Origin of the sequence: Nocardiopsis sp. CC223A (genome assembly GCF_030766825.1) — a bacterium.
GTDB lineage: Bacteria > Actinomycetota > Actinomycetes > Streptosporangiales > Streptosporangiaceae > Nocardiopsis.
In genome coordinates, this window is record NZ_JASFDV010000040.1 from 1 (window position 1) to 18,125 (window position 18,125).

Annotated in this window: 20 protein-coding genes and 1 pseudogene; 14 read left to right on the forward strand and 7 right to left on the reverse strand. The window is 73.1% G+C overall.

The features are described 5' to 3' along the window. The 5 genes and pseudogenes from QJS33_RS16985 to QJS33_RS17005 form a co-directional block, all read right to left on the reverse strand. A pseudogene (locus tag QJS33_RS16985) lies at positions 1–705 on the reverse strand (lantibiotic dehydratase); the annotation flags it as partial. Next, positions 702–1,580 (reverse strand): ABC transporter permease, encoded by an 879-nt coding sequence (locus tag QJS33_RS16990; protein ID WP_306368969.1) that lies wholly within the window; start codon positions 1,578–1,580, stop codon positions 702–704. The pseudogene QJS33_RS16985 and the gene QJS33_RS16990, both read right to left, overlap by 4 nt. Then, the gene (locus QJS33_RS16995) at positions 1,577–2,584 is read right to left on the reverse strand and encodes an ABC transporter ATP-binding protein (RefSeq protein WP_306368970.1); all 1,008 of its coding nucleotides are present in this window, start codon (positions 2,582–2,584) and stop codon (positions 1,577–1,579) included. The genes QJS33_RS16990 and QJS33_RS16995 overlap by 4 nt, the downstream gene beginning before the upstream one ends. 123 nt (positions 2,585–2,707) lie before the next feature. Next, complete coding sequence (locus QJS33_RS17000) at positions 2,708–2,884, reverse strand: thiazolylpeptide-type bacteriocin (protein ID WP_306368971.1); 177 nt, start codon at positions 2,882–2,884, stop codon at positions 2,708–2,710. 294 nt (positions 2,885–3,178) lie between these two features. Further along, complete coding sequence (locus QJS33_RS17005; protein WP_220564355.1) at positions 3,179–3,361, reverse strand: thiazolylpeptide-type bacteriocin; 183 nt, start codon at positions 3,359–3,361, stop codon at positions 3,179–3,181. 764 nt (positions 3,362–4,125) lie between these two features. On the opposite strand from QJS33_RS17005, the gene QJS33_RS17010 reads away from it, so the two are divergent. The 14 genes from QJS33_RS17010 (at position 4,126) to QJS33_RS17075 (ending at position 16,767) form a co-directional block, all read left to right on the forward strand. Then, complete coding sequence (locus QJS33_RS17010; RefSeq protein WP_306368972.1) at positions 4,126–4,587, forward strand: thiamine pyrophosphate-binding protein; 462 nt, start codon at positions 4,126–4,128, stop codon at positions 4,585–4,587. A 3-nt stretch (positions 4,588–4,590) separates the two neighbouring features. Next, positions 4,591–5,154, forward strand: coding sequence for a thiamine pyrophosphate-dependent enzyme (locus tag QJS33_RS17015; RefSeq protein ID WP_306368973.1), 564 nt, complete (start codon positions 4,591–4,593; stop codon positions 5,152–5,154). Continuing rightward, a complete protein-coding gene (locus QJS33_RS17020) occupies positions 5,151–6,149 on the forward strand; it encodes a hypothetical protein (RefSeq protein WP_306368974.1) in 999 nt (332 codons plus the stop codon). Before QJS33_RS17015 ends, QJS33_RS17020 begins: the two co-directional genes overlap by 4 nt. Then, on the forward strand, positions 6,146–7,054 hold the full coding sequence (locus QJS33_RS17025; RefSeq protein ID WP_306368975.1) for an isocitrate lyase/phosphoenolpyruvate mutase family protein: 909 nt from the start codon (positions 6,146–6,148) through the stop codon (positions 7,052–7,054). Before QJS33_RS17020 ends, QJS33_RS17025 begins: the two co-directional genes overlap by 4 nt. Continuing rightward, positions 7,051–8,133 (forward strand): hypothetical protein, encoded by a 1,083-nt coding sequence (locus QJS33_RS17030; protein WP_306368976.1) that lies wholly within the window; start codon positions 7,051–7,053, stop codon positions 8,131–8,133. The genes QJS33_RS17025 and QJS33_RS17030 overlap by 4 nt, the downstream gene beginning before the upstream one ends. After that, on the forward strand, positions 8,130–8,552 hold the full coding sequence (locus QJS33_RS17035) for a YjbQ family protein (RefSeq protein ID WP_306368977.1): 423 nt from the start codon (positions 8,130–8,132) through the stop codon (positions 8,550–8,552). The genes QJS33_RS17030 and QJS33_RS17035 overlap by 4 nt, the downstream gene beginning before the upstream one ends. Beyond that, the gene (locus QJS33_RS17040) at positions 8,549–9,691 is read left to right on the forward strand and encodes an alanine--glyoxylate aminotransferase family protein (protein WP_306368978.1); all 1,143 of its coding nucleotides are present in this window, start codon (positions 8,549–8,551) and stop codon (positions 9,689–9,691) included. Before QJS33_RS17035 ends, QJS33_RS17040 begins: the two co-directional genes overlap by 4 nt. Beyond that, positions 9,691–10,020, forward strand: coding sequence for a glutaredoxin domain-containing protein (locus QJS33_RS17045; protein WP_306368979.1), 330 nt, complete (start codon positions 9,691–9,693; stop codon positions 10,018–10,020). The genes QJS33_RS17040 and QJS33_RS17045 overlap by 1 nt, the downstream gene beginning before the upstream one ends. After that, positions 10,008–11,222 carry an ATP-grasp domain-containing protein gene (locus QJS33_RS17050; RefSeq protein WP_306368980.1) on the forward strand — a complete coding sequence of 405 codons (1,215 nt, stop codon included), beginning with the start codon at positions 10,008–10,010 and terminating at the stop codon, positions 11,220–11,222. Before QJS33_RS17045 ends, QJS33_RS17050 begins: the two co-directional genes overlap by 13 nt. A 3-nt stretch (positions 11,223–11,225) precedes the next feature. Further along, entirely contained in the window at positions 11,226–11,867 is a 642-nt protein-coding gene (locus QJS33_RS17055; protein WP_306368981.1) for a metallophosphoesterase, read from the forward strand. Continuing rightward, the gene (locus QJS33_RS17060) at positions 11,864–13,027 is read left to right on the forward strand and encodes an acetyl-CoA carboxylase biotin carboxylase subunit family protein (RefSeq protein ID WP_306368982.1); all 1,164 of its coding nucleotides are present in this window, start codon (positions 11,864–11,866) and stop codon (positions 13,025–13,027) included. The genes QJS33_RS17055 and QJS33_RS17060 overlap by 4 nt, the downstream gene beginning before the upstream one ends. 30 nt (positions 13,028–13,057) lie before the next feature. Next, a complete protein-coding gene (locus QJS33_RS17065) occupies positions 13,058–14,365 on the forward strand; it encodes an ATP-grasp domain-containing protein (protein ID WP_306368983.1) in 1,308 nt (435 codons plus the stop codon). A 25-nt stretch (positions 14,366–14,390) separates the two neighbouring features. After that, positions 14,391–15,668, forward strand: coding sequence for an MFS transporter (locus QJS33_RS17070; RefSeq protein WP_306368984.1), 1,278 nt, complete (start codon positions 14,391–14,393; stop codon positions 15,666–15,668). An 85-nt stretch (positions 15,669–15,753) separates the two neighbouring features. Then, the gene (locus QJS33_RS17075) at positions 15,754–16,767 is read left to right on the forward strand and encodes a DUF6879 family protein (protein WP_306368985.1); all 1,014 of its coding nucleotides are present in this window, start codon (positions 15,754–15,756) and stop codon (positions 16,765–16,767) included. Positions 16,768–16,793: 26 nt separating this feature from the next. Here the strand turns inward: QJS33_RS17075 and QJS33_RS17080 are convergent, their stop codons facing one another. Both QJS33_RS17080 and QJS33_RS17085 read right to left on the reverse strand, forming a co-directional pair. Continuing rightward, positions 16,794–17,459, reverse strand: a complete 666-nt coding sequence (locus QJS33_RS17080) for a hypothetical protein (RefSeq protein WP_306368986.1) — start codon at positions 17,457–17,459, stop codon at positions 16,794–16,796. A 51-nt stretch (positions 17,460–17,510) separates the two neighbouring features. Beyond that, the gene (locus QJS33_RS17085) at positions 17,511–18,056 is read right to left on the reverse strand and encodes a GNAT family N-acetyltransferase (protein WP_306368987.1); all 546 of its coding nucleotides are present in this window, start codon (positions 18,054–18,056) and stop codon (positions 17,511–17,513) included. Positions 18,057–18,125 lie beyond the last annotated feature (69 nt).

Consider the following 18,125-nt stretch of genomic DNA (forward strand, 5'->3'; position numbering starts at 1 on the left):
CCGGCGCAGCCCCGCCACCGTGGCGGAGCGCAGCGGCTCCCCGTCCCGGGCCGGCGAGACCGGGTGCTCCAGGTCGTCGAAGAACACACCGGTGTACAGCGAGTACGGGCTCACCTTGACCGTGGACCGGGAGTGGTAGCGCACCAGGGACGGCTCGGCCTTGCGCATCCGCTTGTCCGGGGCCCGCCCGGCCGGGGCCGCCGCCCGCGCCGCCACCGCCCGGTGCAGGTCCGGGCTGGACAGCGCGGTGCTGCGGTCGGTGGCCGGGTCGCGTGCCCACGCGGCGAGTTCGGCGCGCTCGGCGGCCAGCACGGCCGGGTGCGCGTCGTCCAGGGCGGCGGTCGCCGCCCGGGTCCGCTCCCAGCTGTCGGCCCACTCGCCCAGTGCCCCGATCCGCCAGGCCAGCGGGTCGCCGACCAGGGGGGTGCGCGGCGGGCGCCGGTTGAAGACGTCGCGTTTGACGGCGAGTGCGGTCCGCCGGTCGGCCTCGTCCTCCAGGGTCGGGGCGAGCAGGTGCAGGGCCTGGAGCAGGTGCTCGCGGATGCGCTCGCGGTGCACCTCCTCCTCGGCGAGGGTGCGCAGCAGGTCCCGCTCCAGGTCCGCGCGGTCCGAGCGCAGCGGGCGGTACGGGTACAGGTTCACGCGGGAGACCAGGTAGGGCCCCTCCACGAGGTCGAAGCGGTCGGCGGGACGGGGTGTGCTCACGCGCCCTCCGTGCCCGCGTCCGCGGCCTTGCGCCTGCCCGAACCGAACCCGCGCGGCTCCCGCTCCGACGCCCACCGGAACCAGCGCAGCGCCGCCACGGTGCCCAGCAGCGACCAGCCCAGCAGCAGCCACACCGACGGCCAGTGCCAGACCCGGCCGCTCTCCGACAGGGCCCCGTGCAACAGGATCGTCAGCGGGCGCCCGGGCAGCACGTCCACGATCGCGCCCAGGGTGTCGCCCAGCGGCAGGATGATGAACCCGCCCGCCAGGAAGGCGGTGGGGAAGAAGACGCCGTTGATCATCGGTACCGCGGCGTCGGCGCTGGGCGGCAGCAGGGAGGCCGCCGCGCCCAGCGGGGCCATGCACACGAACCCGAGCGCGACCGCGGCCAGCAACAGCGGGACGCGGTCCGCGGGGACGCTCACGCCCATGAACATCCCGATCCCGACGATCACCGCGAGCACGATGACCGTGGTCAGCAGGGTGTTGGCGAGGTAGGCGCCCATCACCGTGACCGGCTTGACCGGGGTGGTCCGGAAGCGCTTGAACAGCCCGTGGTGGCGGCGGATCGCCAGTCCGATCGCCACGTTCGCGAACGCCACCGACATCAGGGCGAAGCCCAGGACGCCGCCGAAGCTCAGGTTGGCCTGGGTGATCGAGTAGTCGTCCAGGTCCAGGACGGTGTCGCCCTGGGAGCGGAACGCCAGCCCGAAGCCGACGTAGAACATCACCGGCATCAGCACGATGAACGCCAGCGTGATCGGGGAGCGCCAGAACTCCTTGAGCTCCCCGTCGACGTGCAGGAGGAAGGTGCGCAGCCCGTTGGCGCGGGCCCCCGCGCGGGGGGCGGCGGGCGCGGTGTCGGTGGTGCTCATACGGCCTTCCCCGAGGTGGTCGTCCCGGCGCTGGTCCTGTCGGTGGTGGTCTTCTCCGCACCCGCGTCGAGCATCGCCAGGTAGGCGTCGTCGAGGGTGGGCGGCACGATGGTCAGCCCGCTGATGGTGGTCTTCTCCCGCTCAGCCCAGGCCTGGACGTCGCGGACCACGGCGTCCTGGTCGTCGGTGTGGATGCGCACCCGGCCGTTGACCAGGTCGGCCCCGGCGGGGAGGCGGTCGGCGGCCACACCCGGGTCGGCGAACTCCACGACGGTGAACGCCGAGGAGGACCGGACCAGCTCGTCCGGAGTGCCCGAGGCGAGGAGGGAGCCGTCGCGGATGACGTCCACCCGGTCGGCCAGCTCCTGCACCTCGGCGAGGTCGTGCGAGGTCAGGACGACGGTGGTGCCGCTGTCGCGCAGCCCCGCGACCAGACCGCGGATGCGGCGGCGCGACACCGGGTCCAGACCGGTGGTGGGCTCGTCGAGGAAGAGCAGCTCGGGGCGGCCGGTCAGGGCCAGCGCCAGGTCGAGGCGGCGGAGCTGGCCGCCGGAGAGGGACTTGACCAGGGCGCCGCGCTTCTCGGCGAGGTCGACCTGGTCGAGGATCTCGTCCGGGCCCACCGGGTCGGGGTAGTAGGAGGCGTGGCGGCGCAGGATGTCGCGCACCGACAGCCCGGGTTCGAGCATGGACTGCTGGAGGACGACGCTCATCCGGGTGCGCAGCCGGGCGAAGTCGCGGCGGTTCCCGGGATCGAGCCCCAGAACGGACAGCCGCCCCGAGGTGCGGCCGCGGTGCCCCTCCAGGATCTCGATGAGGGTGGTCTTCCCGGCGCCGTTGGGGCCGAGCAGGGCGGAGACCGTACCGGTGGGCACCCGGTAGTCGATGCCGTGGAGGACCTCCCCCTTGCCGTAGTCCTTGGTGATGCCGGTGGCCTCGATGGCGTGGTCGGTGGAGGCGGCGGACGCGGGGTCGCCGGAGCCGCCGGTGTCGCTGCGGTGCACGTGCTGCCCTCGGTGTTCTCGTGGGGTTCGCGGGGTGGGGGCGGCCCCCCGACCGGTGGGGAACCGCCCTGGGCGCGGATCGGATCCGAACCCGGATCCGCTCAGGGCCGGGTCAGGGCCGGATCAGCCGCACGAGCCCGAGGAGCAGCAGCTGCTGGAGCCGCAGCAGGAGGTGGAGGTGCAGCTGCTGGAGCCGCTGGTGGCGCCGGTCTCGGGGACGGCGACGGCCTCGCGGACGCTCATCACCTCCATGTCGGAGAAGTCGAGGTCGGGCAGTTCGATGGCGGGAGAGTCCTGCATGGGGAACCTTTCGTAGAGGACACGAGAACATCACCCATTCGTTCACGCTTTGACCGGACGACCGGGCACGGCTTTTCCCTATCTGGGAAGTGGGGCTTTTCCCGGGGGCGGCAGCGCCCTCGGGGAAGGGAGGAGCCGGGAACGGTCAACGGGTTTATCGCTTAAGCAGCGCGAATGCGGAACGGGGGGTTTGGACGTCGGGGAACGGGGGATGGAAAAGGGTCGCGTTGCACGTGGAGCGACTCGTCGGTGACCCGCCGGGGCCTGGCCCCGGCCTGTCGGCGGCGTGCGGGGTCAGCCGCAGGAACCGCCGGAGCAGCAGCTGCTGGAGCCGCAGCAGGAGGTGGAGGTGCAGCTGCTGGAGCCGCTGGTGGCGCCGGTCTCGGGAACGGCGACGGCCTCGCGGACGCTCATCACCTCCATGTCGTCGAAGTTCAGCTCGGGCAGGTCGATGTCCAGAGCCGTGGATTCGGGCATGGTCAGCCTCTTCGTTCGTTTTGTGCGCGGTCCCCCGGGCGGCAAGAAAATAACATGCGGTCAGGAAAGTCGATAGGGGTCGTATCGACCATTCTCCGTAGCGTGTCCTCGGGTTTCCTCTTTTGTAACAACGGAAGCGGCAAAGCAAGGCGACCGGGATAGGGTCCCGAATGGTCCGGAATTCCAAGGAGCATCCCGGCGGGCTCTGCCGGTCCAGCGCGGGCGGGGTTTCGGTCCGGCTACCGTCCGCGGGCCCGGTACCCGCCTCCCCGCGGCCGTGCGACCCCGACCGGGCGTCCACGATGCGGGACGGGCGGGGGTGTGGCCGGATCAGGTCACCGGGGCCGGTCCGATCGCCGCCGTCCCCGCGGACGTGCTCCCGTCTGCGTTTTCTCCGGATTCCGGCGGCACGCCCGGTCGCCCGCCAGTGACCCGAAGTTGTCATGCAGGAAGAGGACATTGCGGCGGCATTGTCCGGATCTTCTTCACTGTGTGAGCATCTCGACCTTGTGAGAGCCCAACGGTGTGCTCCGAGAAGAGGTACCCGATCCACGAACTTCCCGTGCAGGAATGGCATATGAAGAACCTGACGCTCATCACCCTCACCGCCGTCGCGGTCCTTTCCCTCCTTCTCACCGGTGAGGCCCCCTTCCTGGCGGACACCGGCTGGAACTAGGAACCGGAACCAGGAAAAGGTCGGAGCATTGCCCTCCCATGATTCCGCCGGAACCCGTGCGTCCGGTTCACCCGGTGTCGCCGAGAGTGTGCTCGACGCGTTCACCCGCGCCGGGGTGCATCACTTCACCGGTGTTCCCTGCTCCCTCCTCAAGGGACTCTTCCACGCTCTGGAGGACGCACCGGAACCCGTGCGATACCTCCCCGCCCCCCGTGAGGACACCGCGCTCGGGGTGGCGTCCGGGCTGGCCGTGGCCGGCACTCCGGCCGCCGTGCTGATGCAGAACTCCGGACTCGGCTACTGCCTCAACGTCATCACCTCGTTCAACCTCATCTACGACGTCCACACGCCCCTGGTGGTCAGCTGGCGCGGCCACTCCGCCGACGCCGTGGAGCACGACGTCATCGGCCGGGAGCTCACCCGCCTCCTCGACGTCTTCTCCCTGCCGTGGAACGTCCTCGACCACGGCGATCCGTACGGGTCCGTGGAGACCTGCCTCGAAGGCCTCTCCCAGGGGCCCTCGGTACTGATCGTTCGGGAGGGGATCTGAGTGATGGACATCCGTGCGGCCATCCGCACCCTCTTCGACGCGGAACCGTTCTCGCTCCGTGTGACCACCTGCGGGTTCATCACCCGTGACGCCCACGGCATCGAGGACACCGACGCCAACCTGTACCTGGTCGGCTCGATGGGCATGGCCGCCCCTGTCGGCCTGGGTGTCGCCCTCGCGCACCCCGGCCGCCGCGTCCTCGTCCTCGACGGGGACGGCTCCTTCGCCATGAACCCGGGCTGCCTGCCGATGATCGCCGGGCACCGCCCGGACCTCGTCCACGTGGTCCTGGACAACGGCTCCCACGAGAGCACCGGGGGCCAGCGCACCTCCCCGACCGGAGACCCCGCCGCCCTGGCCCTGGCCGCGGGCTACGCGGCGGCCCGCTCCGCCGGGTCCGCGGAGGAGATCCGCGCCGCCCTGCGCGACGCCGACCCGCCGACCCTGCTGCACATCCGCTGCCCTCCCCGGACCGGGCACCCCGCCGGGCGGGTCCGGCACACACCGCAACGGCTCGTCTCCCGCTTTCGGGAAGGGCTGGAACGAGGACGGGAGAGGACGAGATGATCGCGCCGCGCCTGTTGGACTGCACCCTCAGGGACGGGGGGAACCAGAACGACTGGGGGTTCACCGAGACCGACGCCCACACCATCGTCTCCACCCTGGACCGCGCCGGGGTCGACGTCATCGAGGTCGGTTACCGCGGCGGTTCCGGCAGCCGGACCAGCCCCACCGCGGGCATCGCGGCCCACTGCCCGCCCGAGTACCTGGCGTCCCTGCCGGAGACCTCGCACGCCGAACTGGCGGTGATGGCAGTCCCCGCCGTGTGCCCGGCACGGTCCCTGGCGGACCTGCCCGACAGCCCGGTCACGCTGGTGCGGGTGGCCTCCTACCCGTGGAACACCGATGCCCTGCCCGCCTACCTCGACGCCGTGCGCGCACTGGGCCTGCGGGTGAGCGTCAACCTGATGGCGGTCAGCTACGTCGACACCGACGAACTGCGGCGGATCGCCGAGAGCCTGGCGCCCGCACCGCCGGACGTGTTCTACATCGCCGACTCGTTCGGCTCGTTGACCCCGGACGGCCTGCGCGACCGCGTCGAGGTCCTGCGGGGGTCCATCACCGCCCCGATCGGTGTGCACACCCACGACAACCTCGGCCTGGCCGCGGCGAACGCGATCGCCGCCCTGGACGCCGGGGCCGGGTGGCTCGACGCCTCGCTGTGCGGCATGGCCCGCGGCGCCGGGAACCTCGCCACGGAACGGGCCGCCGCGTTCCTCACCCGGTGGGACCGCTACCGCACCGGTGCGGACCCGGCGGCCGTGTGCGAGGCATCCGAGTACGTGGCCGAACGGGTCCTGCCCCGGCCCATGGTGGTGCGCCGGGCGGAGATCGCCGCAGGGATCAACGACCACCACTACTACTTCCAGGAGCGGGTCGACAAGATCAGCGCCGCCCACGGGTCGGACCCGTGGGACGTGGGGCGCCGGCTGGGGAAGAGCCGACCCCACCGGGTGTCGGACGAGGCCGTCGAGACCATCTGCGAGGACATGAACCGATGACGAACACAGCCGCACCGAGCCCCGCCCGACGCCTGCGCACCACCCTGGAAGGGCCCGGACTCGCTCGTGCGATGGGGGCGCACAACTCCCTGAGCGCACGCCTGGCGCAGGAGGCCGGATTCGACGTCGTCTGGTCGAGCGGGCTGGAGATCTCCGCCGCCGCCGGGGTGCCCGACGCCAACATCCTCAGCATGCCGGACTGCCTGCGCGCGGCGGCGGACATGGCCGCCGCGCTGGAGATCCCCCTGCTGGCCGACTGCGACTCCGGGTACGGGGGTGTGGGCAACGTCGTCCACATGGTCCGCTCCTACGAGGCCCGGGGGGTCGCCGGGGTCTGCGTCGAAGACAAGCGCTTCCCCAAGCTCAACAGCTTCGTCGAAGGGGACCAGGAACTCGCGCCCCTGGACGACTTCGCGGCGAAGATCCGTGCGGCCACGGAGACCAGGGAGGAACTGGTCGTGGTGGCGCGCTTGGAGGCGCTCATCTCCGGGAGGGGCATGGCCGAGGCGCTGCGCCGTGCCGAGGTGTACGAGCGGGCCGGGGCCGACGCCCTGCTCATCCACTCCAAGATCGCCGAGCCCGACGAGGTCTACGCCTTCCGCGAGGCCTACGACGGCGACCTGCCGGTCGTGGTGGTGCCCACCACCTACAACCGGGTGACCGCGGTCGAGCTGGAGGAGCGCGGGTTCGCCATGGCGATCTACGCCAACCACGCGCTGCGCAGCGCCATCCGGGCCATGCGCGAGACCCTGCACCGGATCATCGACGACGGCACCACCTTCCACATCGAGCCCGAGATCGCCCCGCTCAAGGAGGTCTTCGACCTCCAGGGGACCGCCCTGATGCTGGAACGGCAGAACCACTACGAGGCCTTGGGCCGTGAGCTGGCGGAGGTCGCCGAATGAAATCCCTCTCCTTCCTGGACACCGTGCTGGACGTGCACGCCGAACCGGGGACCGGCCTGGACGGCGCCCTGGAGTTCCTGGGGACGCACGTGGCGGTGGACGCCCCCGGCGCCCTCGGAGAGCCCGTGCTCTCCCTGCACCTGTCGGCCGCACCCGGCGAGCGCCACGCCCCCGCGGCGGACGCCGCCTGGGAGGACGTCCACGTCCGCAAGAGCGCGAGCGACTTCTTCACCATCCCGGCCCGGAGGGCCCGCGAGGACGGGTGCGAGTACGTCCACTGCACCCGGACCGGGACCCGGTTCCGCTTCGACCGCGCGGCCCGGCGCATCGACGCCGCCGTCCCGCCCGGGGGCGCGATGGACCTGGTCGAGCTGCTGCGCGACGTCATCCTGAAGGACCAGGAGAACCGGGGCGCCGCCGTCCTGCACGCCACCTGCGCGGAGAAGGACGGCCGGGCGGTCCTGGCCACCGGGGCCAAGGGCGCGGGCAAGAGCACCCTCCTGCTGGAGCTCGTGGAGCACTTCGGCCACCGGGTCATGAGCGGGGACAAGACCGTGCTCCGGCTGGAGGAGGACGGCCGGGTCCTGGCGGCCGGCTGGCCCGACTACCCCCACCTCGGGTACGGCACCATCGCCAAGTACCCCGGTCTGCCGGACATCGCGGGCCTGGGCGAGGACCACGTCCCGCCCGTCGGCCACGCGTTCTCACCCCTGGGGAAGTTCGCCGTCGACCCCCGCCGGTTCCGCGAGCGGTTCCCGGGGGCGCCCCTGGGGACGCGGGCGCCGGTCGCGGTGATCCTGCACCCGGCGATCGGTCCGGGGCAGGACACCGAGGTGGCCGCCTACCGCGGCGACCGCGCCGAGCACGCCGCCGTCCTGGCCGCCAACGTGGAGTCGGCGTTCGAGGGTGCGCACGCGGGCTGGCACGGTTTCCTCGACGACCGCCGCGACGCGGCGGCCCCGGCGCGCGACCGGATCGTCCGGTCCCTGGCCGGGGTGCCCGCCTGGACCGTGACCGGCCCCGGGGACCTGCGCCCCGGCCGGGTACCCGCACTCCTGTCCGCGGAGGCGATCGCGTGATCCGGCTGGAGGTCGCCAGTACCGGTCCGGGATTCCACCACGACCTGACCGCGGACATCACCGCCGCCCTGGTGGACGCGGGCGCCGTCGAGGGACTCGCCGGGGTGTTCGCGCGGGGCAGCACCGTCGGGCTGACCCTCATGCGCTACGAGCCCGGCGCGGTGCAGGACCTGCTGCGCGCGCTGGAGCGGGCCGCCCCCCACGACGGCGTCCGCTACATGCACGAGCTGACCACGGGGGACCCCAACGGGTTCTCGCACCTGCGGTCCTCCCTGCTGGGGACCGGTCTGCTGGTGCCGTTCCGCGACGGGGCCCTGGACATCTCCCCCTCGCACCGCGTGGTGCTCTTCGACTTCGACCTCAAACCGGCCACCCGCACGGTGCTGGTGGACGCCCGCCTGAAGGGAGAGGACCGATGAGGCTCCGCCTCGCCACACCCGGACCCACCGAGGTGCCCCAACGACTCCTGCTGGCCGGGGCCCGGGAGATCGTCCACCACCGCTCGCCCCAGATGGAGGCGCTGTTCGACCGGGTCAACGCGGGCCTGCCCCCGCTGTTCGGCACCGAGGGCCCGGTGTACACCGTGGCGTCCTCCGGTACCGGCGTCATGGAGGCGGCGGTCGCCAACTGCTTCTCCCCCGGGGACGAGGTCCTGGTGGTCAGCAACGGCTACTTCGGTGAACGCTTCCGGGACATCGCCGCCGCCTACGGCCTGGTGCCGCACGTCGTGGAGAGCGGCTGGGGGACCGGCGCCGACCCGAAGCGGGTGGCCGCGGCCCACGCCGCGCACCCGGGGGTCAAGGGCGTCCTGGTGGTGTACAGCGAGACGTCCACGGGTGTGCTCAACGACGTCGCCGCGATCGGCGACCTGTTCCGCGGCACGGACGTCGTGGTCGTGGTCGACGCGATCAGCGGTCTGCTGGTCCACCCGCTGGAGGCCGACGCCTGGGGGCTGGACGTCGTGCTCGCCGCCTCCCACAAGGGATTCATGCTCCCGCCCGGGCTGGCGTTCGTCTCGGTCTCCGACCGGGCGTGGTGGGCCGTGGAGAAGGCCTCCGGGCCGAGCTACTACTGGTCGTTCGACCGCCTCCGCCGCTTCCACCCCCTGTCGTCCTCCTCCCCGGCGGTCTCCCTCGTCCAGGCGCTGGAGGAGTCGCTGGCGATGCTGGCCGAGGAGGGACTGCCCGCCTTCCGGGAACGGCACGCGGTGCTGGCCCGGGCGGCCGGACGCGCTCTGGACGCCCTCGGATTCACCCCCTTCGTGCGGGAACCGCACCGGCGCTCGCACGTGATCACGTCGGCGCTGGCCCCGGAGGGGATCGACACCACCCGGCTGCTCAGGGTCCTCTCCGAGAGTTACGGCGTCAGCATGACCGGGGGGCAGGCCCACCTCAAGGGCCGCCTCATCAGGGTCGGGCACGTCGGCGCCGTCGACATCCTGGACCTGAGCGCGATCCTCACCGCCGTCGAACTGTCCCTCGCCGACCTCGGCCACCGGTTCACCCCGGGGGCCGGCGTCGGGGAGGCCGTCCGGACCTACCGGGAGGCGCACTCCTGATGCTCGTTCTCTTCCAGCGCGAGACCTGCCCCGACTGCAAACCGGTCCGTGAGCTGCTCACCCGGCTCCAGGTCTCCTACGTCAACGTCAACGTGCCCAAACCGCGGGAGGAGCGGTACGAACTCATCCGCGTGACCGGGACCAAGTACATCCCCGCGCTGGTGGACGGTGACACGGTGATCCCCGGCCGGCTCCGGGAGAACGCCGAGATCATCGCCTACCTGGAGCGCCGGTTCGGCACTCCGGGGGCGTCCCCGGAACCGGAGGGCGCGGCCCCCGGCACCGGGGCGGTCCCGGACGGCGGGACGGCGGACACGTGTCCCCGGTGACCGCCCGGCCGGTCGTCGCCGTGGTGGCGGGGACCGCCCCGCTGCTGCGGGCCGTCCACGCCCTCGGCGTGGACGCGGTCTTCGTCCACGCCGAGGAGGACGGGATCCCCGCCGCCGCAGGGAATGCCGAGACCGTCGCCGTCCCCTCGCTGGACGACCACGATGCGGTCCGGGGCGCCCTGGAGCGGACGCACCGGACACGCGGTCTGGCACGAGTGCTCTCGCTCACCGAGTCCGGACTGGTTCCGGCGGCCGAGGCCGCCGAACGGCTCGGCGTCCCCGGCAACCCGGCCCGTACCGTGCGGCTCCTCAAGGACAAGCGGAGGATGCGGGCACTGCTCGCCGCGCACGGCCTGGGCACCGTCCGCCACCGGGCGGTGGACTCCGCCGCCGACCTGGCCGACTTCCTCGCCGTCCTCCGCGGTCCGGCCGTGCTCAAGCCCGCCACCGGGGCCGGGAGCCACGCCGTCGTCCGGGTCGAAGGCCCGGGCGGGGCGCGGACGGCCTGGCGGCGGTTCACCGCGGCGGGCGGAACCGACGCCATCGCGGAGGAATACCTGGACGGCACCGAGATCAGCGTCGAGTGCTTCTCGGCCGGAGGCCGGCACACACCGGTGGCGGTCACCGACAAGCTCCTGGGCGACCACTTCGTCGAACGCGGCCACACCGTGCCCAGCCGGCTGCCCGCCGCTGAGCGCGACCGCGCGGTGGACCTCGTTCTGGCCTTCCTCGACCTGATCGGTCTGCGCGAGGGCCCCACCCACACCGAGCTGCGCCTCACCCCCGCGGGCCCCCGGATCATCGAGTCGCACGACCGCATCGGCGGTGACAAGATCCGGGAACTGGTCCTGCGGGCGTACGGGGTGGACCTGGCCGCCCTCACGGTGGGCGTCCCCCTGGGCCTGCTCCCCGCACCGGCCGGCCCGGTGCCCGCCCGTGCGGGCGCGGCCATCCGCTTCCTGTGCCCCCCGCCGGGCGTGGTCCGATCGGTCTCCCCGCCAGAACCGGCGGCCCCGGGCACGGTGGTGTCCGTGGACGTGCGCCCCGGCGACCGGGTGCGGGAGGTCCGGCGGTCCGAGGACCGCGCCGGGTACGTGCTCGCCGAGGGCCCCGGGCCCGACCAGGCGGAGCGGCTCTGCGAGGAGACCCTGGCCCGGGTGCGGATCGACACCGGCGCGGTGACCGCCGGGGCGGAGGGCTGAGCCGTGCGCTACGCCGTCGTCACCGACATCCACGGGGACACGCCTGGCCTGCGCGCGGTCCTGGCCGGGATCGAACGCCAGGGGGTGGACGCCCTCCTGTGCCTGGGCGACGTGTTCGACTGCCTGGTGGGCAAGGCCGACGTACCCCGCCACGTGTTCCGCTCCCTGGACGGGGTCTTCGACGCCGATCCCGAACTCGGGACCCTCCTGGCGGACGCCCGAACGGTGCGGGGGAACCAGGAGGAGCGGATCACCGGCCTCGTCCCCCCATCGGAGCTGCCCGACTGGGCCCTGCCCCTGCTGTTCGCGGACACCGAGATCCGCACCGACCGCGCCCTGTACCGCCACGGCCACCTGATGCGCTGGCGCGAGCCCGAACCGGGTGTGTGGTCGCCGGTCCCCGGACCGGGCGACCCGCGCCTCCTCCTGCACGGCCACCACCACCGCAGCGCCCTGCACCTCGTCGGCCCGGGTGACGAGGACTGCGTCCGGGTGCCCTTCGGGTTCGGCAGGGAGATCCCGCTGGAGCCCGGACGGCGGTACGTCGTCAACGTCGGCCCCGTGCGCGGACCCCGACCGGCCTGGGCCGTCTTGGACGAGGAGGCGTCCGTGCTCACCCACCACCGAGTCGGAGACCACCCGTGACCACTGAACCCCGCGGCGTCCTGCTGCTCAACTCCGACAAGCCCGAGGTCCTGCGGGTCCTGCGCCGCCGCCCCGACGTCCGGGTGCGGGTCCTGGCCCGGGACCGCTACGCCGACTTCCATTCGGGCTGGGAGACCGTCCCCCTGCCCGGCTTCGAGGACCTGACCGCCGTCGGCGAGGCCGCGCGGCGGGTCGCCGAGAGCGGGCCCGTGGACGCCGTCATCGCCGCGACCGAGAAGGGCATCGTCGCCGCGGCGCTCGTCCGGGCCCTGCTCGGGGTCCCGGGAACGTCCCTCGACCAGGCCGTGTGGACCTCCCACAAACGCGCCATGAAGGAGCGCCTGCGCGCCGCCGGGATTCCCGTCGCCGACTTCGTCCAGGTGCCGAACCTCGCCGGGGTCCCCGACGCGGTCGCATGCCTGGGCGGCCCCGCGGTGGTCAAACCGGTGTTCGGCTCCGGGTCCCGGGCCACCCACCGGCTGGCGTCACCCCGGGACGCCGCCGAACGCGCGGCCGCCGGGGAACTCGACGACCTGGCCGCCCGCGGGGTGCCGATCCTCGTCGAACGCCGGCTCACGGTCCTGGACGAGTACCACTGCGACGGCCTCCTCCACGCCGGGGAGATCCACGCCGCGGCGGCCTCGTGCTACTTCGCCCCGCCGCTGGACGCCCCCGGCGGACTCCAGGGGAGCCGCCTGCTCGACCCCGCCGACCCGCACGCGCACGCCGTCCGCGACCTGCACGAACGGGTGGTGCGCGCGCTGGGGCTGCGCGATGGTGTCACCCACCTGGAGGTCTTCGCCACCCCCGACGGCCACGTGGTGGGCGAGGTGACCACCCGGCCCGCCGGACTCGGCGTCCCCCGCATGTGGGCGCACGCGTTCGGCCTCGACCTGTGGGAGGGCTTCGTCGCCGCCTCCCTCGGGGAACGTCCCCCCGTGCCCGGTCCCCACCCCGGGCGGGTCTTCTGCTGGACGCATCTGCCCGGGGACGCCCGCACGGCCGATGCGGCCCGCACGGTCCCCGGCGTCATCGAGGTCCGTACCCCCGGCGAGAACGGCTCCCCCAACACCGAGGTCCACTTCACCGCCCCGGACCCGCAGGCCGCCGTGGCGGCCAACACCGCCCTGCGCGCCCTGTGCCCGCCCGCGGACGCCTGATCCCCGACCCCGCTCCCACCGGAGGTGGAGATGCCCGCACCGTCCCGTTCCCCGTTCGACTCCGCGACGCACGTGCTCGTCGGCTACAGCCGGTCCGTGCTCTCCGACCTGGACCGCTTCCTCCCGCCCGGGTCGGTGCTGGTCCTGGAGGAACCCGAGGTCATCGAGAAGCGCGGGGTGCGTGACCGGATCGGTGCCCACCCCAGTGCCGCGCTGCTCATGTCCGCCCCCTGCCAGGACGAGGCGGCCGCCGACCGGTTCGCGGACGCGGTGCCCCGACCGCCACGTGTCCGCGCGGTCGTCCCCTCCGTCGAATACGGAGCGGTCGCCGCCGCGGCCCTCGCCCAGGCGTGGGGCCTGCCCGGTGCGACGCTCGCCGCGGCCCGCCGCCTCCGGGACAAGGTCGAGCTGCGCCGGACCGCGGGCCGGTCCGGGCTGCCCCAGCCCCGGTGGGCGGAGGTCGGCGACGCCGACGGGGTGCGGGACTTCGCCGCGTCCGCGCCGCGCGGGTGCGTCCTCAAACCCGCCAACCGGCAGGCCAGCGTGGGGGTCCGCATCCTCGACGGACCCGCCGACGCCGCCGCGGCCTGGGCGCACACCACGACCGCCGACGAGGCCGGGATGCGGGCCCCCGGCGCCCTGCGCCCCCGCTACCTGGTGGAGGAGCGGGTCCACGGCCCCGAGGTCAGTGTGGAGGTGCTGGTGCGGCGGGGCCGGGCACTGTTCACCAACATCACCGCCAAGTCCGTGCAGGACGACCCGCTGTACCCCGTGGAGAGCGGCCATGTGCTCCCCGCACCGCTGCCCGTCCCGGTCGCCGCGGAACTCACCGAGGCGATGGACGGCCTCATCCGGGCCACGGGGTTCGGCTCGGGCATCCTGCACGCCGAATGGATCCTCGACGCGGGTGCGCACCCGCACCTGATCGAGTGCGCCGGGCGGCCGCCCGGCGACCGGCTCACCGACCTGGTCGACCTGGTCTACGGCGGCCATCTGGTCCGGGACCTGGTCCACGTGCTGGAGGAGGGCGGGCCGGTCGTCGACCGCACCGGCCGCACCGCCGACGGCGCGGCCGCGATCCGCTTCCTGGACGTGGAGCCCGGTCTGGTGGAGGCGGTGGAGGGCGTGTCCGGAGTGGCCGATCGGCCCGCGGTGCGCGACGTCAGGGTCGGAGCCCGGGAGGGGGACACGGTCCGCGGCACCACCAGTTCCTGGGACCGGCCCGGGTACGTGATCGCGATCGGCCCCGACGCGGCGTCGGCCACCGCCGAGGCCGCGTCGGCCGCGGCCTCGATCACCGTGCGGACCCGGCCCGCACCGGAACCCGCCACCCTCTGACCCGCACGCCCTGGAAAGGCACACGATGCCCGCACCGTCCGGTACCTCCGCTCCGCACCCCGGGGCCACCGCGCACAGGACCGCCCTGGGGCGCGACTTCCGATGGTTCTTCGCCTCCCGCGCCCTGGCCGACACCGGTACCGAGATGGGGGCGATCGCGATCCCCCTCATGGCCATCGTCCTGCTCCGGGCGTCGCCCGGGGAGGTCGGGGTGATCGGTGCGCTTTCCACCGCCGCGTTCCTGGTCATCGGGCTGCCCGCCGGGGTGTGGGTGGACCGCGCCAGGCGGTGGCCGATCCTGTTCACCGGGGCCCTGTGCCACGGGCTGGTGCTGCTGTCGATCCCGCTGGCGTGGTACGCGGGCGTCCTGACACTGTGGCAGGTGTACGCGTGTGTGCTGATCGGGGGCGCGACAACGGTCTTCACCCGGGTCGCCCAGCAGAGCCACCTGCCCTCCCTGGTCCCCGACGGCGGGCTGCTGCGTGCCAATTCGGCGCTCACCGGGGCCTCCTCCACGGCGAGCATCGCGGGCCGCGGGGCGGGCGGGTACCTGGTCCAGGTCGCCGGGGCCCCGGCCGTGGTGCTGTTCAACGCGTTCACCGTGATCGGCTCGGCGCTGGCGCTGCTGCCGATCCGCCGCCGGGAACCGGAGTCCGTGCCCCGCGCCGGGACCCGGCTGGCGGCCGACATCCGCGAGGGTGTGCGGTTCGTGGTCGGACACCGCCTGCTGAGGCCGGTCGCGGTCGCGTCGGTGATCACGAACCTGGGACTCAACGCCCTCATTGTCATGGTCCCGGTCGCGGTCCTGGCGGACGGCGGGGGAGAGGGCCGGGTCGGCCTGTTCTTCATGGTCGGCGGGGTCGGGATCCTGCTCGGCTCCCTGGCCGCCGGGCCGATCGCCGCACGTCTGGGCCGGGGGCGGTGCCTGTGGCCGACCGGCCTGTGCGCGGGCGCCGGGGCCCTGGCCGTCCCGTTCGTCGGGGAGGGTGTGTGGTTCTGGGTCGCGGCCGGGGGGTGGGCGCTGAACCAGTTCGCGGTCGGCGTCCACAACGTCGTCCAGGTGAGCCTGCGCCAGGAGGTCACACCCGACGCCATGCTCGGACGGATGACCGCGACGATGAGGTTCCTCCTCACCGGGACGCTGACCCTGAGCGCGGCCTGGTCCGGGGCGGTAGCGCAGACGTGGGGGGTGTGCGCGGCGCTGTGGATCGGCGCGGGTCTGTGCGGGCTGTCCTGGCTGCCCCTGCTGCTGTCCCCGCTGCGCTCGATCCGGGAGATCCCGCAGGAGTACCGCGACGTGTGAGGACGCCTCCGTGTTTGCCCGAAAAGCGCATAAAACCATACATAAAGTACAGTCTTCCTGGGATCGGGGACCATGGGGAGGCCTTGTGCTGGGCGACGAGAGCGGACTCAAAGATCCGTCCCTTGTGGAGAACGTCTACGAGCACTGTCTTGAGATGGGCGGATACGACGAATCCCGGCTCGCCGACCGGCTCGCCTCCCATCCCCGGGACATCCGCTGGGCCCATGAGACCCTCGTCGGCCTGGGGCTTCTCGAAGAGGGGGACGACGGCCGCCTGTATCCGGTCAGCCCGGAAACGGCGGAGTCGAACGTCGTGCGTTCGCGCCTGCGGATCCTGGACGGCGAACGCGAGGACCTCATCCACAGACGAGACCGGATCCGCTCGTTCCTCCCCGTGCACCGCAACCATTTCACCCGCCGGCTGAGCAGCGCGTCGGGTGTTCTGAACCTGGACGATCCCCGGCGCATCAGGGACCTCATCCATGTGGCGTCCCGGACGTGCGAGCGGGAGGTCCTCACCCTGCAACCCGGCGGTGGCCGGCCCCCGGAGACCATCTCCCAGGCCCGCGAGAACGACCTCGCCCTGGTGCGCCGGGGCGTCCGGGTCCGGGTGCTGTACCAGCACTCGTCCGGCGCTCACCTGGCCACCCGGGCGTACGTCAACGACCTGGTCGCGGCCGGGGGAGAAGTGCGCACGTCCAGCGAGCTGTTCGACCGGATGATCGTCTTCGACGATGACCTCGTCCTGCTGTCCCACGCCCGGGGCGAGGACGGTCCGCCGGGGGCGTCGGTGCTGACCGACGCGCACGTGGTGGCGTTCTTCCGGCGGATGTACGAGCGGATTTGGGAGAACGCCGTCCCCTTCCAGGACCTGGAGCGGACCTCGCCGCCCAGGGCGCAGGACGGGCCCTCGCCGATGCACCGGGCGGTGTGCGCTCTCCTGGACCGCGGTCACACCGACGAGGTCGTGGGCAAGAAGCTCGGCATGTCGGTCCGGACCGTACGGCGCTACGTGTCGGAGGTCGCGGAGATGCTCGACAGCTCCAGCCGGTTCCAGCTGGGGGCGGAGGCCGTCCGCCGGGGCATCGTGCCCGAGTGACCCGGGGCGGGCGGGGCCTGCGGTGCTCAGAGGAAGACCGCGTACTCCGCCAGCTCCGGCACCCGGCGCGGGTCGACGTCCACCGCGGCGGCCAGCTCCTCGGCCGAGGAGAAGAGCACGCCTGCCGCGCGCATCTCCTCCAAGCGGCGCAGGTTCTCCGGGGTCAGCCTGGGCAGTCGGGCCAGCACTCCGGCGGGGGCGTGGTTGACGTCGACCAGGCCGCCGTCGTCGAAGCCCGTGCCCAGGTCGGGGCGGCCGATGCCCAGCTCGATGGCGTGCATGCGCTCGGTGGCGGCGATCCGCCGGGCCTGGGAGCGCAGCTCCCGGCGCCGCCGGATCTGCTCCTCGACCGCGGCGTTGCCGCCCCGCATCGACCGGCGCACCGCCAGGACACGGAAGAGGTAGAAGGAGGCACCGGCCCCGCCCAGCCACAGTACGAGGAAGACCAGCAGGTTCAGATCGCTCTCCGTGTCGATGACGACGAAGGCCGCCAGCAGCGCGGAGGCGGCGAGCGCGCACAGGAACGAGAGCAGGTTCCGCAGCCGGATGAAGGTGTACCAGAGCAGGAGGGGGGTGACGAGTCCCAGGGTCGCCAGGGCGGCCAGGCCGGCCAGGGCCGGGCCGATCCACGACCAAGCCGGGTTCGGGGAGGGGGATTCGGGCTGCCGGGCAGGGGAACCGTTGAAGGTCATGCCTTCATGGTAGGCATCGGGCCAACGGTTCACCCACCGTGACCGGGGGCGTCAGGCCGCCTGCCACTCCGGGGCCAGGACGGACCAGACCTCGGTGTCCCGGCGGCTGCCCCGGTACAGGTAGTTGCCGCGCATCACGCCCTCCCGGGTCATGCCCAGGCGGCGGGCCACCGCGATGCTGGGGGCGTTCTCCGTGTCCACGTGCCACTCGACGCGGTGCACCCCGCGCTCCCGGATCGCCCAGTCGATGAGCACTCGGACGGCCCGGGTCACGAGGCCGCGGCCGGAGGCGGCGGGCTCCAGCCAGCAGCCCGCCTCGGCGGTGCCCTGGGCGGTGTCCAGTTGCGGCAGCAGCACGCCGCCGACCAGCTTCCCGTCCAGCCGGATCCCGCAGATGCGCCCGGTGTCCGCGGCGGTCTTGTCGGCGTAGCGCTGGAGGTGGGCGCGGCTCGACTCCAGGTCGGTGACCAGGTCGGGCAGACCGACGTAGCGGCCGATGAACTCCCGGCCCCGGTCGATGTGGTCCAGGAACTCCTGGGCGTGCCAGGGTTCGAGCGGGCCCAGCTCGGCACCGTCGCCGAGGGGTGTGGTGAACATCGGGCTCCTCGTCAGGGGTCAGGGATCGCGCGGCGGGGGCGGCCCCGGCCGTCGCGAGCTTCACCTTAT